Source organism: uncultured Pseudomonas sp. (assembly GCF_943846705.1).
In the GTDB taxonomy this organism is placed as follows: domain Bacteria; phylum Pseudomonadota; class Gammaproteobacteria; order Pseudomonadales; family Pseudomonadaceae; genus Aquipseudomonas.
Window position 1 is genome coordinate 99,497 of sequence record NZ_OX044366.1, and the last position, 13,390, is coordinate 112,886.

Sequence of the window (13,390 nt, forward strand, 5' to 3'; positions counted from 1 at the left end):
CAAAAAAAGGCCCGCAATCAACGCGGGCCTAAAGTGCAGGAAGATACCTGCAGCAGGGATAAAAAATCCGATAGCCGAAAGGGCGGTACACGCTGGCTATCGGATTGCGCAGTCGTATCAGGCGGCAAACTCCTCCTCACTGAACGCCATGAGCGTGGCTTTGCCGGCCTTAACCTCAGCCAGCAGGCTGTCGGTTTCAGTCAAAATGCGCGCCATATAAAAATCCGCAGATTTCAACTTGGCGCCGTAAAACAGGGTTTCTGTGCTGCCCGCCGCCAGCTTGGCTTTAGCCACTGCGGCCATGCGCGCCCACATCCAGGCCAGGCTGGTCAGGGCGAACAGGCGCAAGTAAGGCGTAGCAGCGGCGCCGGCTTGCTCAGGGTCTTTAATCCCTTCGCTGACAATCCACAGGGTGGCTTGCTGCAACTGCTTGAGCGCCACGCCAACGGCAGCTGCGTGTTCGCTATCCGCATGGGCCTGGAGCCAGCGCTCAATCAACGTGAAGTAATTGCGCACCGCGCGACCGCCACCCAAGCCCAGCTTACGACCGACCAGGTCAAGCGCCTGAATACCGTTGGTGCCTTCATAGATGCGGGTAATCCGCGCATCACGCACCAGTTGCTCGATGCCCCAGTCCTCGGTGTAACCCGAACCGCCGAGCACTTGCAGGCCTTCGTTGGCGCAATTAAACCCTTCATCAGTGAGGAAGGATTTCACCACTGGGGTCAGCAGTTGCACCAGGTCAGCGGCCTGCTCACGTACCGCAGCGTCTTCATGATCATGGGCAACGTCTTCGTGCAGACCGGTGAAGTAGGCCAGGGCGCGCGCGCCCTCAATCATCACTTTCTGGCGCAGCAGCATGCGCCGCACATCGGGGTGCACGATGATCGGGTCAGCCGGCTTGTCAGCTGCTTTCGGCCCGGACAACGAGCGACTTTGCAGGCGTTCTTTGGCAAACCCCAGGCTTACCTGGTAAGCGCTCTCGGCAATGCCGAGACCCTGCATGCCGACCATCAAACGCGCCGAGTTCATCATGGTGAACATGCACTTCAGGCCCTTGTTGGCCTCGCCGATCAACCAGCCTTGTGCACCTTCGAAATTCATCACACAGGTGGCCGAACCCTTGATGCCCATCTTGTGCTCCAGGCCGCCACAGAAAACGCGGTTACGGCTGCCGTCTTCAAGGAACTTCGGCACCAGAAACAGCGAGATGCCTTTGACGCTGTCCGCTGCATCCGGCAGCTTGGCCAGGACCAAGTGCAGAATATTGTCGACCAGATCGTGCTCGCCGCCGGTAATCCAAATTTTGGTACCCGTAATGGCGTAGCTGCCATCGGCCTGCGGCACTGCACGGCTGCGGATCAGACCCAAATCAGTGCCGCACTGCGGCTCGGTCAGGCACATGGTGCCGGTCCATTCACCACTGATCAGCTTCGGCAAGTAGCGTTCCTGCAACTCACGGACGCCGTGGGCGGTCAGTGCATTAATTGCACCGTGGGTCAGGCCTGGGTACATGCCGAGCGACAGGTTGGCCGAGCAGACCATCTCTTCAACCATCATATTCAGCACATGGGGCAAGCCTTGGCCGCCAAACGCAGGCGTGCAGGCCAAGGCTGTCCAACCACCTTCAGCAAACTGCTTATAAGCCTCACGAAAACCGTCTGGGGCCTTAACCGATTTGCTCTCGGGGTCGTACTTGCAGCCTTGCTGATCACCTGGCCCGTTCAACGGAGCCAGTACGTTCTCCGCCAACTTGGCGGCCTCTTCCAAAATGGCGCCACCGAGGTCGTCTCCGAACTCGCGCTGACTAGGCAGCGACTGCAAGGTGGCATAAGCGTCGAGCACCTCGTCAAAAACGAAACGCATGTCACGAAGGGGTGCGCGGTATTGGGTCATGTGGCTGAGTCCTCAAGCTATACAAGTGGATACAAGCTATACACAAACTTAAAATGTATAACTTTTGTATAGCTAAAAGCTGCGGATAGCAAGCCTTTCCTGTACAGGCCGTACAACTAATTGAAATCAACAGCCAATCGCAGGCGCACGAAAACCCGCGCTGCAGATGCGCAGCGGCGCTATTCAGAGAGGATTAATCAGCGCAACTAGGTATCCAGATGCCCAGCCAGAAATTGCTGCAAACGACGCTGCATCAAGCGTCCTTCATTACCCAAGCAGGCAATCGGCGAACCACTGAGGCTTTCCTCGGCCAAATCCGCACCATCACCGGCCATCACCAGCGGGCAATTCAGCGCCAGCGCCAGGCGCGTCAGCACCTTGGGCAAGTCATCGCTGGGCGGCTGATTAGAGAACAACACGAGGGCCTGGGGCTGCATTTTTTCACAGATCAGGGTCAGTTCTTCGAGTGGCTGACCGAGCCCGAGCACACTGACGGCGGTGTCTGCGCTGCTGAGCAGCAACCCGGCCACCAGTAGTTCCAGCTCACGGCAATGGCCCGACAATGCCGCCAGCAGTACCCGCTCTTCAACTTGCGCACGCAGCACCTGCAGGCGCTGTAACGTGCGGGCACGCAGGAAAGTGTCGAAGAACAACCACTCACTGGTCTGACCGTATTCGTCCTGACGCAGTAACAGCTCTTGCCACAGCGGCATAAGGATGTCTTGAAACACCACGGGCAACGGATAACTGGAGAAAATCTGCCCGTACAGGCGATCCAGGCGTACCTCATCGAAGGCACTGATGGCGCGGCGTAGCTGAGTTTGCCACTCGCCCCACTCGCTGGCGCTGACTTCTTCATACACCGGTGAACTGGCAGACTTGATCGAGCTGCTTTTGGCGAGAATCTTGCCAACCTTGCTCACTGCCACGCCGCGCTCAATCCACGCCAGGATGCTGCGCACCGACTCGATATCCACCTGCGAATACAGGCGATGACCGCTCTCGGTGCGGGTTGGCTGGATCAGCCCATAGCGTCGCTCCCAAGCCCGCAGGGTTACTGGGTTGACGCCCGTCAGGCGCGCCACCTCACGAATAGGAAATAACTCTTCCTGCTTGAGGGCACTCGAAACCAGAGACGACGCACCAACGAGATCGGACATGGGCTGCTATCACAGAAAAATGTTGCGCGCATTGTAACTCAGCTATTTAGCGCATACTTTGTACAATACCTATACAAAGACATGGACAATGAATAAGCAACCGCAATGGCCCCTGACCCTTTATTACGATGGCGACTGCCCACTCTGCGCTCGGGAGATTCAACTGTTGCGCAAGCGTGCCAGCACCGAGCGACTAAGCCTGATCGATATCAGCCGCAATGACTTTCTGGCTGACGCCACCGGACACACTAAACAAACACTGCAAAACCGCCTGCACGCACGCTTTGCCGACGGCCAGTGGGTCACCGGCCTGGATGCCACGTTGTGGAGTTGGCGCGCCGCCGGCCTTGACCGCTGGACTGCACCGCTAACCTGGCCGGCACTGCGCCCCTTGCTGGAGCTGGGTTACCGACTGTTCTGCCACTTGCGCCCACACCTCAACTGGCTGCCGCACCCAGATGGCAGCCAGCGCTGCACCGACAAGCAGTGCGACAACCCGCACCCGCGCTAAGCACATCACCTGAGCACGAGCCACTGCCCAGAGTCAGGTTCAAGCAGGTGTGGCCGGCCGATGATTTCATCGTGGCTTTGCGTTTGCAGCAATAACACCTGACGCACGCCGCAACGGCGCAGGCGGGCTTTGAGCAGCGCCAGCTCAGGCCATAGCGCACGCCCTGGCGCATACTCCACAGTACGCAAACCACCAGCACGAGTAACCACCTGCACCTTGTACCCGCAGCAGCGCAGCGCCAGCACCTCGACACGGCTTACCCGCCCACACAGCACTGCAATGCTCAATTGCCAAGGTTTCATGGCGCCCACACTTGTACAAGAAAACCTCTCTTGTACACGATAAAAACAATTTTATTCAGCGCGACTTGCGAAAAAATAGCGATGCAGCTCAATGAAATAGGCCAACACCCGGTAAATACTCCAGTACCCGCACGGGACGCATGGTTGTACAAAGCGCATTGCTGGTATAACTTTGATTCTGGTTCAGTCGAGGCCACGCCTTACTGGTCAGGTATCCCGGCGCAGCGTCGCTGAACCCACCCTAATTATTCTGCGAGTCGACCATGAGCGTCAGCGCCGCCCCCATTCTGATCACCGGCGCCAGCCAGCGCCTCGGCCTGTATTGCGCCGAACGTCTGCTCGAAGACGGCCACTCGCTGATCGTCACCTACCGCAGCGAGCGCGAAGGTATCCAGCGCCTCCAGCAACGGGGCGCTCTGGCGCTGCCCGCGGACTTTTCCAGCGAAGCCGGCATCCTGACGTTTATCCAACAATTGAAACAGCACACCGACAGCCTGCGCGCCATCGTACACAACGCTTCCGACTGGCTGGTTGAAGCGCCGGGCGCTGAAGCCGAGGCCTTTACCCAACTGTTCAATGTGCACATGCTCGCGCCGTACTTGATCAACCTGCATTGCCAGGCGCTGCTTGAGCGCTCAACACCGGCCGACATCATCCACATCAGCGATGACGTCGCGCGCAAAGGCAGCGCCAACCGCCCAGCCTATTGCGCCAGCAAAGCCGGGCTGGACAGCCTGACCCTGTCGTTTGCCGCCCGCTTCGCTCCGCGGATCAAGGTCAACGGCATTGCCCCCGCGCTGATCATGTTCAAGCCGGACGATGACGCTGACTACCGCAGCAAAACCCTGAAAAAATCGGCACTGGGCATCGAACCCGGGCCACTGGTGATATACCAAAGCTTGCGCTACCTGCTGGATAACCCTTACGTCACCGGCACCACACTGACTGTCAACGGCGGCCGCCACCTCAAATGAACCCGGTCGCGAGGACCTTTGCTATGAGCCAGGAAATGAATAATCACTACCGCGAAATTATTCTCGGTGTCGGTGAAAACCCAGAGCGCGAGGGCCTGCTGGACACGCCCAAGCGCGCCGCCAAAGCCATGCAGTACCTGTGCAACGGCTACCACAAGAGCCTGGAAGAAGTGGTCAACGGCGCGCTGTTCGAGTCGGACAACGACGAGATGGTGATCGTCCGCGATATCGAGCTCTACTCGCTGTGCGAGCACCACATGCTGCCGTTTATCGGCAAGGCCCACGTGGCCTACATTCCCACCGGCAAGGTGCTCGGCCTGTCCAAGATCGCGCGTATCGTCGACATGTTCGCCCGCCGCCTGCAGATTCAGGAGAACCTCACCAAGCAAGTCGCCGATGCGATCCAGCAGGTCACCAGCGCGGCTGGCGTGGCGGTGGTCATCGAAGCCCAGCACATGTGCATGATGATGCGTGGCGTGGAAAAGCAGAATTCGGTGATGACCTCCTCGGTCATGCTTGGAGCCTTCCGTGAATCCTGCAACACTCGCCATGAATTCCTACAACTGATCGGACGGAGCAAGTAATGCCGCGACTGGAACCTGGGATGGCGCGCATCCGCGTCAAAGACCTGCGCCTGCGCACCTACATTGGCATCAAGGAAGAGGAGATCAACAACAAGCAAGACGTGCTGATCAACCTGACCATCCTCTACCCCGTCGCTGATGCCGTGCGCGACAACGACATCGACCACGCGCTGAATTACCGCACCATCACCAAGGCGGTGATTCACCACGTCGAAGAAAACCGCTTCGCCTTGCTGGAGCGCATGACCCAGGAGATTCTTGACCTGGTGATGGCCAACTCCGCGGTGCGCTACGCCGAAGTGGAGGTCGACAAACTACACGCCCTGCGCTTTGCCGAGTCGGTGTCGATCACCCTCGCCGGACACCGCTAGAGCCGTTTTAAACATCGACTCGCACACTTCCCGGCGCGCCCTGCGCCGGGGCAGTTGCCGTTGCCGCCAGGCCGGCAGGCTTCTATCATCGCCACACGCCTCCCCTGCCTGTTTACAGAGAGCATCGCCATGACCGATCAAGAACGCCTCGAACTTGAAGCCGCCGCTTTTCGCAGCCTGGTTCATCATCTGCGCTCACGCCCGGATGTGCAGAACATCGACATGATGAACCTCACCGGCTTCTGCCGTAACTGCCTGTCCAAGTGGTTCAAGGCCGCCGCCGATGACACCGGCGTCGCCATCTCCATGGATGAAGCGCGCACAGAGATTTACGGCATGCCGTATGCCGAGTGGAAGAGCAAATATCAGAAGGAAGCCAGCGCCGAACAGCAAGCGGCCTTCGCCAAAGGAAAAGACGCATGACTGCCCTGAGCGAGTTTCGCGCCAAGCTGCGCAGCGAACACTTCACCTTCGCCGAAACCCTGGCGTTTATTGCCGAGCACTACCACTACCAGCCCAGTACCTTTTGCAATGGCGCAGTAGAAAACCCCGCGGGGCAGAACGAAGGCTCGTGCAAAACTCTCGGCCTGGCGCTGCTTGAAGGCCTGAGCCTGGAAGAAACCCTGCAGTGTTTCGGCGAGCACTACCGCAGCGTGCTGGCCACCCCGAGCGGCAGTGACCACGGTAATATCCGCGCACTGATGGACACCGGCCTGGCCGGCGTACGCTTCGAGCAACCCTCGCTGCAGCGCAACGACAGCTAAGCCAGCCGCGCCGCGAAACGCCGCACCTGACGCAGTCGGACAACAAAAAGCCTCGATTAAATCGAGGCTTTTTGCATTGCCCTCAGGCTTATTGGCCGTCGAGATAACGCTCCACATCCAACGCCGCCATGCAGCCAGCGCCGGCCGAGGTGATCGCCTGACGATACACATGGTCAGCCACATCCCCGGCGGCAAACACCCCCGCCACGCTGGTGGCGGTGGCATTGCCGTCGCGTCCGCCGTTAACCACCAGGTAACCGTCCTTGAGCGCTAACTGGCCCTCGAACAACGCCGTGTTCGGCGTATGCCCGATGGCCACAAACAGCCCGTCGACCGTCAACTCAGCATGACTGCCATCGTTATTTCTCAGGCGCACGCCGGTCACGCCCATGTTGTCGCCCAACACCTCGTCTACCTCGGCATTGAGTTTGAGCACGATCTTGCCCTCGGCCACCCGCGCCTGCAGCTTGTCCTGGAGGATCTTTTCCGCGCGGAAGCTTTCGCGGCGGTGCACCAGGGTGACCTTGCTGGCGATATTGGCCAGGTACAGCGCCTCCTCTACCGCGGTGTTACCGCCACCGACCACCGCCACTTCGCGGTTGCGGTAGAAAAACCCATCGCAGGTGGCGCAAGCCGAGACGCCCTTGCCCATAAAGGCCTCTTCACTGGGCAGGCCCAGATAACGCGCACTGGCACCGGTGGCGATGATCAAGGCATCGCAGTTGTAGGTGCCGCTGTCACCGACCAGGGTGAATGGCTTGCCGGCCAGGTCCACGGCATTGATATGGTCATAGACGATCTCGGTCTCGAAGCGTTCGGCATGTTCCTGCATGCGTTGCATCAGGGCCGGGCCGGTCAGACCGTGCACATCACCGGGCCAGTTATCCACCTCGGTGGTGGTGGTCAGCTGGCCGCCGGCTTGCAAGCCGGTGATCAACAACGGCTTGAGGTTAGCCCGTGCGGCATACACCGCCGCGCTGTAGCCAGCAGGGCCGGAACCCAGAATGATCACGCGGGCATGACGGTTGGCAGACATCAACAACTCCTCCCGGCAATGCCGGCAAAAACCAACAAGGGCTTGCTTATGCCTGTAGCCAGGCAATAACGCTGAAGCCCAAAAGGGATAACAACTCAGTGCTGCGCAGCCTATGCCCGCCTGCCGCGCGGCGGAAATATGCTTTGCCAATGCAAGGCATAGACAAGTCCTATGGCTGGCCAGGCAATCTGTTAGCGCGCATTGCCCACGCTTTCCCCTGACCCGCAAAGCCGGTAAGGTCGGCGCGACTTCAACCTACCGGAGACACGCCCATGTCCGCCCCTGTGCTGACCGGCCCGCAATACTTAAGTGAAGGCCTGAAACTGGTCCTGAGCCCTGGCTTGCGACTGTTCGTGCTACTGCCCCTGAGCATCAACCTGCTGCTATTTACTGCGCTGATCGGCGTGGCCGTGCAGCAGTTTGGTGGCTGGGTCGATACCTTTATGCCGAGCCTGCCGAGCTGGCTGAGTTTTCTTGAATATGTGCTGTGGCCGCTGTTCGTGGTGCTGGTATTGCTGATGGTGTTCTTCACCTTCACCATGCTGGCCAACATTATTGCCGCGCCGTTTAACGGCTTTCTCGCGGAGAAGGTTGAAATCGTCGTGCGCGGCCAGGACGACTTTCCGCCGTTCAGCTGGGCCGAATTGATGGCCATGGTGCCGCGCACCCTGGGCCGCGAGATGCGCAAGCTGGGCTACTTTCTGCCGCGTGCCATCGCCCTGCTGATCCTGACTTTTATCCCGGTGCTCAACCTGATCGCCGCGCCGCTGTGGCTGTTGTTCGGCGTGTGGATGATGGCCATCCAATATATTGACTACCCGGCCGACAACAACAAAATGAGCTGGCAGGACATGCTCGCCTGGCTGCGCGCCAAACGCTGGCAGAGCCTGGGCTTTGGCGGCATCACCTATGCCGCCTTGCTGGTGCCAGGGCTGAATATCCTGATGATGCCGGCAGCGGTGGCCGGGGCGACCGTGTTCTGGGTGCGTGAACGCCAGGAGCAAGTGCGGACACCCGCTCCCTAAACCCTCACGCCGCAGGGTCGCTGCGCTCAAACACCACGCGCAGCGCCTGCAGGGACGCCTGCGACTCGCGCTCGATACGCCGCTCCAGTAACAGGCAATTGGCCAGGCGCATCAACACGCCGTCAAAGCCGTACTCCAAGGTACGCAGGAACTCGCATCCGCCCGCCACTTCTAAGCACTCGTAGGTCAGCAACAGCTCTAGGCCATGATCGCCCCGAGCGCTGGCCTGCCAGCGCCGCCCAGGCTGGTAGTCGAGCACGCTCCAGCGCAAATGGCCGGAGCGGCCAGCGGCATGAATATCTTCCTCGAACACTTCGCCGGCGAGTAGCGCGCCATCGCGGCCGTAAATATGACGCGACGACGGATGCCACTCGGGCCAGTGCGCCGGGGCGGCGGCATAACTCAGCACGGCGTCGGCCGGGCGAGCGATAGACACACGATGTTGCTGACGATTCTGCTGATGAGTCGCCTGCGGCTGCCAATACAGAGTGCCGTAGAGCCAGTCCATCAGCGGATGGACAATGCCGAAGTTGCGCGAATGCATCAGCTCACGACGATGGTGTAACGCATGCAGATGACGCATCTGACGAATCCACGGCAGCCGCGCCACCGGGTGCTCGGCCGGCAGGTGTTCGCAGGCATGCGCCACCTCGTAGGTCATGTAGCCCAGCAACATGCTGCCCGTGAACAGTGCCGCCAGGTTGCCATCGAGCTTGCCCAGCAACCACCAGATGCCCAGCAACGGCAGGCTATAGAGCACAATCAGCCAGGCCGGAAAGAGAATCACCCGCCAGTCGCGTGGCGTTTCGTAGCGCATCTGGCCTTCAACGAAGAAGCTGTGGTGGTCGCCGGTATGACGCTGGTAGAACAACTTACCGAAGCGGGTTTTGTTGTGCCCCAAGCGCTTGTGCACCTGGTACTCGCCCCAACTGAAGAACACCAGGCTCAGCGGCACCAGCAACCACTGCCAGAGCGCCACTGCATCCAGCGTACGCCACAGCAGGGCCATACCGGTCAGGCCGTAGGCCAGCACAAAGCCGGCATGCAGCCAAGGGTTGTACAGCGGATGGATGGCGTCCCGATAGCGTGCGCGGAAAGCCTGGGCATTGTCGTTGTTATAGGCCACGGCGTTTCTCCCTGTGCGGATTGACAGCAGTCTAGGTGCAGCCAGATCATTCGAATAATGGATAGTTTAAAAGAGCATTATTCTTGATAACGAATTTGCGCCAACTCGACCTCAACCTCTTGCTGGTCTTCGACGCCCTGATGCAGGAAGGCAACCTGACCCGCGCCGCTGAACGCCTGCACCTGAGCCAGTCGACGGTGAGCAACGCCCTCGCCCGCCTGCGCCAACAACTGGGCGAGGAGCTGTTCCAGCGCACGGCCCGCGGCATGACGCCCACCGCCCGTGCGCAAACCCTGTATATACCCGTGCAGCAAGCCTTGCGCCTACTGCAGACCGGCCTCGGCCCGGCGGAACCCTTTGACCCGCAGACGCCACAGGCTTTCAGCCTAGCGCTCAACGATTACGCCCAAGCCGCACTGCTACCGATGTTGCAGGCGCACTTGTCGCGCATCGCGCCGAGGGTCGAGCTGCTGGTACAGCGCGATGATGCCGACAGCCTGGTGCCGCGCCTGGAAAGCGGTGCGCTGGACCTGGCCATCGACTATTTACATTTTGACTCGCCTGACCTGCACTACACGCCTTTGCGTGAAGAGCCGCTGGTGGTAATCGGCCGCGCCGGGCACCCGGCCTTTGCCGGCGGGCTGAGCCTGGAGGACTACCAGCAGGCCCGGCATGTCACGGTGACACCGCGCGCCGGACGCGGCTCGCCGCTGGAAATTGTCCTCGGCTCGGCCAAGGTACGCCGTCAGGCCGCCCTGCATCTGCCGAACTACCTGCCGATCCCCGCAATCGTCGCCCACAGCGACCTGCTCGGCACCGTGCCTGCGCGCCTGGCCGAAGCGTTCGCCCCGGCGCATGCCCTAGAGACCGCGCCGCTGCCCTTCGATATGCCACCGGTACAGGTCAGCCTGATCTGGCATCGCCAACAGCAACTCGACCCGGCGCACGCCTGGCTGCGTCAGCAACTGATCGAACTGCTTGTGTGAGGCTAATCAGGCAAGTGCAACCCGGCTCCAGCAGGGCTGGCCAGAACTATCGAGCGATTCAAACAGCGGCAGCGCTAGAGCAGCACATCTAGGCGTTTGCTCAACCGCACGCCCTGCGCACTGACAGTTGCACCATAGGCCAGCACTTCAACCCCGGCACTGAAGGCCTCACGCAGGGCGGCGGCATAGGCGGGATCGATTTCCTCGGCGGGGCGCACCGCCTCGATCCCCGACAGATTGACGCAATACAGCTGCACCGCGCGGGTGCCGGCGCGCGCCAAGCTGGCCAATTCGCGCAAATGCTTGCTGCCGCGCTCGGTGCGCGCATCGGGAAAGGCGGCAACCCGCGTGTCGGCAAAGCCCAGGGTAACGCTCTTGACCTCAACGAACGCGGCGCCCTCTGGGTAGTCCAGGCGAAAATCGATACGGCTGCGCTCCTGGCCATAAGGCACCTCGCGCTTAAGCCCGGTAAAGCCATTTAGTTCGGCAATTAACCCGGCGCGCAGCGCCTCTTCAACCAAGGCATTGGCCCGCCCGGTGTTGATCACCGCGAGGCGACCGTGCGGGGTTTCCCCGATTTCCCAGGTGCCCGGCAACTTGCGCTTGGGGTCATGGCTGCGACTAAACCAGATGCGCGCACCTTCGCTCATGCAGTTGAGCATCGAGCCGGTATTGGCACAGTGAATGGTCAGCAGCTCACCACTGGCGGTCTCGATATCGGCGAGAAAGCGCTTATAGCGGCGCAGCAGCCGACCTTCTTCCAGGGGCGGATCAAACTGCATGGGGCTTCCAGCTGTTCAGGCCACGCTTGATCCGATCAACCGCCTGCTGCAGGCGCGGCAGGTCCTGGGTGTAGGCAAAGCGCACATGTTGAGCGGCCAGGTGGCGGCCAAAATCCAGACCCGGGGTAAAGGCTACGTGCTCGGTTTCCAGGAAGTGTTGACAAAAGGCAAAGGCATCGCCGCCAAAAGCGCTGATATCGGCATATAAATAGAAGGCACCTTCTGGCTCCACGGCGATCTTGAAGCCCAAGTCGCGCAGTGCCGGCAGTAAAAAGTCGCGACGGCGCTGGAACTCATGACGGCGCTGTTCGAGAATTTCCAGGGTCTGCGGCTCAAAGCACGCCAGTGCGGCGTGCTGGGCCATGCTCGGCGCGCTGATATAAAGGTTCTGCGCCAGTTTTTCCAGCTCCGGCACAGCGGCTGGCGGTGCCACCAGCCAGCCGAGACGCCAGCCGGTCATGCCGAAATACTTAGAAAAGCTGTTGAGCACGAAGGCGTCGTTATCCACTTCCAATACACTGGCCGCGTCTACGCCATAGGTCAGGCCATGGTAGATCTCATCCACCACCAAATGCCCGCCGCGGGCCTTCAGCGCCTGCGACAGCCCGCCCAGCTCATCACGACTGAGCAAGGTGCCAGTCGGGTTGGCCGGCGAAGCCACCAGCGCGCCGACGCTACCCTGATCCCAATACCGCGCCAGCAGATCTGGAGTGAGCTGATAACGCACCTCCGGGCCGACCGGCACCAGCTGCGCGGCGCCTTCGACCAAGCGCAGGAAGTGCCGATTGCAGGGGTAGCCCGGATCGGCCAGCAACCAGTGCTTACCGGGGTCGACCAACAAGCTGGTGGCCAACAGCAACGCGCCCGAACCGCCCGGCGTGATCAGGATGCGTTGCGGGTCGATATCCAGGCGGTAACGTTCGGCATAGAAGCCAGAAATCGCTTCGCGCAGGGCCGGCAAACCGCGTGCGGCGGTGTAACGGGTATGCCCATTGGCCAACGCGGCCTGCCCGGCGGCGACAATCGGCGCGGCCGTGGTGAAGTCCGGCTCACCGATTTCCAGATGAATCACATCATGGCCGTCGGCCTGTAATTGATTGGCCCGAGCCAGCAGCGCCATCACGTGAAAAGGTTCTATGGCGCGGCTGCGCGCACTGTAGGACTGGGCCATGGGACTGCCTTAAACTGGATTAAGAGGCGGATTCTAAAGCATACCCGATCCGGCTTCGACAACCGGGAGTGGCGCGGGGGGAGTTGTTCTGGTAAGTTCGCCCGCTTTACAGCCGCAGGGCCGGTTCTACTCGACGTAGGATCGGCAAGGGACACCGTCCTGCGCAGTGGATCAGAAGAGTGAGAGGCGGTCATCCATGCCCACCAAAGCAAAAGCAAAAAGCAGCCAACTGACTCGCGGTTTCGAGCCCTATAAAGAAACAAAGGGCGAGGAGTACATGAGTGAGCCGATGCGTGGCCACTTCACCGGCATCCTTAATAAGTGGAAGCTGGAATTGATGCAGGAAGTCGATCGTACTGTGCACCACATGCAGGACGAAGCAGCCAACTTCCCCGATCCAGCGGACCGTGCAAGCCAGGAAGAAGAATTCAGCCTGGAACTGCGCGCCCGTGATCGTGAGCGCAAGCTGATCAAGAAGATCGACGAAACCCTGCAACTGATCGAAGACAACGACTACGGCTGGTGCGACTCCTGTGGCGTCGAGATCGGCATTCGCCGTCTGGAAGCCCGCCCCACTGCCACGCTTTGCATTGACTGCAAGACGCTGGCGGAAATCAAGGAAAAACAGGTCGGTTCCTGATCTGACCCAAGGGGTGCTTCGGCACCCCTTGTTGTTTCTGTCCCTGCGCGTGCGCAATTGAT

At 60.3% G+C, this 13,390-nt stretch carries 16 protein-coding genes; 9 read left to right on the top strand and 7 right to left on the bottom strand.

Translation table 11 applies throughout. The features are described from left to right. Positions 1–117 precede the first annotated feature (117 nt). Together Q0V31_RS00475 and Q0V31_RS00480 are read right to left on the bottom strand one after the other, a co-directional pair. A complete protein-coding gene (locus Q0V31_RS00475; RefSeq protein WP_298182948.1) occupies positions 118–1,896 on the bottom strand; it encodes an acyl-CoA dehydrogenase C-terminal domain-containing protein in 1,779 nt (592 codons plus the stop codon). Positions 1,897–2,102: 206 nt separating this feature from the next. Continuing rightward, positions 2,103–3,056, bottom strand: a complete 954-nt coding sequence (locus Q0V31_RS00480; protein WP_298182951.1) for a MerR family transcriptional regulator — start codon at positions 3,054–3,056, stop codon at positions 2,103–2,105. 88 nt (positions 3,057–3,144) lie between these two features. On the opposite strand from Q0V31_RS00480, the gene Q0V31_RS00485 reads away from it, so the two are divergent. Further along, a complete protein-coding gene (locus Q0V31_RS00485; RefSeq protein ID WP_298182954.1) occupies positions 3,145–3,567 on the top strand; it encodes a thiol-disulfide oxidoreductase DCC family protein in 423 nt (140 codons plus the stop codon). A gap of 5 nt (positions 3,568–3,572) precedes the next feature. Here the strand turns inward: Q0V31_RS00485 and Q0V31_RS00490 are convergent, their stop codons facing one another. Beyond that, positions 3,573–3,869 (bottom strand): DUF6482 family protein, encoded by a 297-nt coding sequence (locus Q0V31_RS00490; protein ID WP_298182957.1) that lies wholly within the window; start codon positions 3,867–3,869, stop codon positions 3,573–3,575. A 263-nt stretch (positions 3,870–4,132) separates the two neighbouring features. On the opposite strand from Q0V31_RS00490, the gene folM reads away from it, so the two are divergent. From folM to Q0V31_RS00515, 5 genes are all read left to right on the top strand, one after another. Next, on the top strand, positions 4,133–4,843 hold the full coding sequence (gene folM, locus Q0V31_RS00495) for a dihydromonapterin reductase (protein WP_298182960.1): 711 nt from the start codon (positions 4,133–4,135) through the stop codon (positions 4,841–4,843). A 23-nt stretch (positions 4,844–4,866) separates the two neighbouring features. Beyond that, complete coding sequence (gene folE, locus Q0V31_RS00500; protein WP_298182965.1) at positions 4,867–5,427, top strand: GTP cyclohydrolase I FolE; 561 nt, start codon at positions 4,867–4,869, stop codon at positions 5,425–5,427. Further along, a complete protein-coding gene (gene folX, locus Q0V31_RS00505) occupies positions 5,427–5,798 on the top strand; it encodes a dihydroneopterin triphosphate 2'-epimerase (RefSeq protein ID WP_298182969.1) in 372 nt (123 codons plus the stop codon). The genes folE and folX overlap by 1 nt, the downstream gene beginning before the upstream one ends. A 129-nt stretch (positions 5,799–5,927) precedes the next feature. After that, positions 5,928–6,221 (top strand): DUF1244 domain-containing protein, encoded by a 294-nt coding sequence (locus Q0V31_RS00510; RefSeq protein ID WP_298182972.1) that lies wholly within the window; start codon positions 5,928–5,930, stop codon positions 6,219–6,221. Then, positions 6,218–6,562 carry a HopJ type III effector protein gene (locus Q0V31_RS00515; RefSeq protein ID WP_298182975.1) on the top strand — a complete coding sequence of 115 codons (345 nt, stop codon included), beginning with the start codon at positions 6,218–6,220 and terminating at the stop codon, positions 6,560–6,562. Before Q0V31_RS00510 ends, Q0V31_RS00515 begins: the two co-directional genes overlap by 4 nt. An 88-nt stretch (positions 6,563–6,650) precedes the next feature. Here the strand turns inward: Q0V31_RS00515 and trxB are convergent, their stop codons facing one another. Continuing rightward, a complete protein-coding gene (gene trxB, locus Q0V31_RS00520) occupies positions 6,651–7,598 on the bottom strand; it encodes a thioredoxin-disulfide reductase (protein ID WP_298182979.1) in 948 nt (315 codons plus the stop codon). A 272-nt stretch (positions 7,599–7,870) separates the two neighbouring features. Here trxB and cysZ point away from each other — a divergent pair, with 272 nt between their 5' ends. After that, positions 7,871–8,623 carry a sulfate transporter CysZ gene (cysZ, locus tag Q0V31_RS00525; RefSeq protein WP_298182982.1) on the top strand — a complete coding sequence of 251 codons (753 nt, stop codon included), beginning with the start codon at positions 7,871–7,873 and terminating at the stop codon, positions 8,621–8,623. 4 nt (positions 8,624–8,627) lie between these two features. On the opposite strand, the gene Q0V31_RS00530 is transcribed toward cysZ, so the two are convergent. Further along, positions 8,628–9,749 (bottom strand): SRPBCC family protein, encoded by a 1,122-nt coding sequence (locus tag Q0V31_RS00530; RefSeq protein WP_298182984.1) that lies wholly within the window; start codon positions 9,747–9,749, stop codon positions 8,628–8,630. 83 nt (positions 9,750–9,832) lie between these two features. Here Q0V31_RS00530 and Q0V31_RS00535 point away from each other — a divergent pair, with 83 nt between their 5' ends. Beyond that, the gene (locus tag Q0V31_RS00535) at positions 9,833–10,735 is read left to right on the top strand and encodes a LysR family transcriptional regulator (protein WP_298182988.1); all 903 of its coding nucleotides are present in this window, start codon (positions 9,833–9,835) and stop codon (positions 10,733–10,735) included. Between the two features lie 74 nt (positions 10,736–10,809). Here the strand turns inward: Q0V31_RS00535 and sfsA are convergent, their stop codons facing one another. Further along, entirely contained in the window at positions 10,810–11,517 is a 708-nt protein-coding gene (sfsA, locus tag Q0V31_RS00540; protein ID WP_298182991.1) for a DNA/RNA nuclease SfsA, read from the bottom strand. Further along, positions 11,507–12,688, bottom strand: a complete 1,182-nt coding sequence (locus Q0V31_RS00545; RefSeq protein WP_298182994.1) for a pyridoxal phosphate-dependent aminotransferase — start codon at positions 12,686–12,688, stop codon at positions 11,507–11,509. Before Q0V31_RS00545 ends, sfsA begins: the two co-directional genes overlap by 11 nt. A gap of 196 nt (positions 12,689–12,884) precedes the next feature. On the opposite strand from Q0V31_RS00545, the gene dksA reads away from it, so the two are divergent. Then, positions 12,885–13,328, top strand: a complete 444-nt coding sequence (dksA, locus tag Q0V31_RS00550; protein ID WP_298182997.1) for an RNA polymerase-binding protein DksA — start codon at positions 12,885–12,887, stop codon at positions 13,326–13,328. The last annotated feature ends 62 nt before the right edge of the window (positions 13,329–13,390 follow it).

What these genes read in the sequence shown, in the direction of transcription:
- Q0V31_RS00475 (WP_298182948.1), bottom strand. Translation starts at nt 1,896, where the DNA reads ATGACCCAATACCGCGCACCCCTTCGTGACATGCGTTTCGTTTTTGAC.
- Q0V31_RS00480 (WP_298182951.1), bottom strand. Translation starts at nt 3,056, where the DNA reads ATGTCCGATCTCGTTGGTGCGTCGTCTCTGGTTTCGAGTGCCCTCAAG.
- Q0V31_RS00485 (WP_298182954.1), top strand. Translation starts at nt 3,145, where the DNA reads ATGAATAAGCAACCGCAATGGCCCCTGACCCTTTATTACGATGGCGAC.
- Q0V31_RS00490 (WP_298182957.1), bottom strand. Translation starts at nt 3,869, where the DNA reads ATGAAACCTTGGCAATTGAGCATTGCAGTGCTGTGTGGGCGGGTAAGC.
- folM (WP_298182960.1), top strand. Translation starts at nt 4,133, where the DNA reads ATGAGCGTCAGCGCCGCCCCCATTCTGATCACCGGCGCCAGCCAGCGC.
- folE (WP_298182965.1), top strand. Translation starts at nt 4,867, where the DNA reads ATGAGCCAGGAAATGAATAATCACTACCGCGAAATTATTCTCGGTGTC.
- folX (WP_298182969.1), top strand. Translation starts at nt 5,427, where the DNA reads ATGCCGCGACTGGAACCTGGGATGGCGCGCATCCGCGTCAAAGACCTG.
- Q0V31_RS00510 (WP_298182972.1), top strand. Translation starts at nt 5,928, where the DNA reads ATGACCGATCAAGAACGCCTCGAACTTGAAGCCGCCGCTTTTCGCAGC.
- Q0V31_RS00515 (WP_298182975.1), top strand. Translation starts at nt 6,218, where the DNA reads ATGACTGCCCTGAGCGAGTTTCGCGCCAAGCTGCGCAGCGAACACTTC.
- trxB (WP_298182979.1), bottom strand. Translation starts at nt 7,598, where the DNA reads ATGTCTGCCAACCGTCATGCCCGCGTGATCATTCTGGGTTCCGGCCCT.
- cysZ (WP_298182982.1), top strand. Translation starts at nt 7,871, where the DNA reads ATGTCCGCCCCTGTGCTGACCGGCCCGCAATACTTAAGTGAAGGCCTG.
- sfsA (WP_298182991.1), bottom strand. Translation starts at nt 11,517, where the DNA reads ATGCAGTTTGATCCGCCCCTGGAAGAAGGTCGGCTGCTGCGCCGCTAT.
- Q0V31_RS00545 (WP_298182994.1), bottom strand. Translation starts at nt 12,688, where the DNA reads ATGGCCCAGTCCTACAGTGCGCGCAGCCGCGCCATAGAACCTTTTCAC.
- dksA (WP_298182997.1), top strand. Translation starts at nt 12,885, where the DNA reads ATGCCCACCAAAGCAAAAGCAAAAAGCAGCCAACTGACTCGCGGTTTC.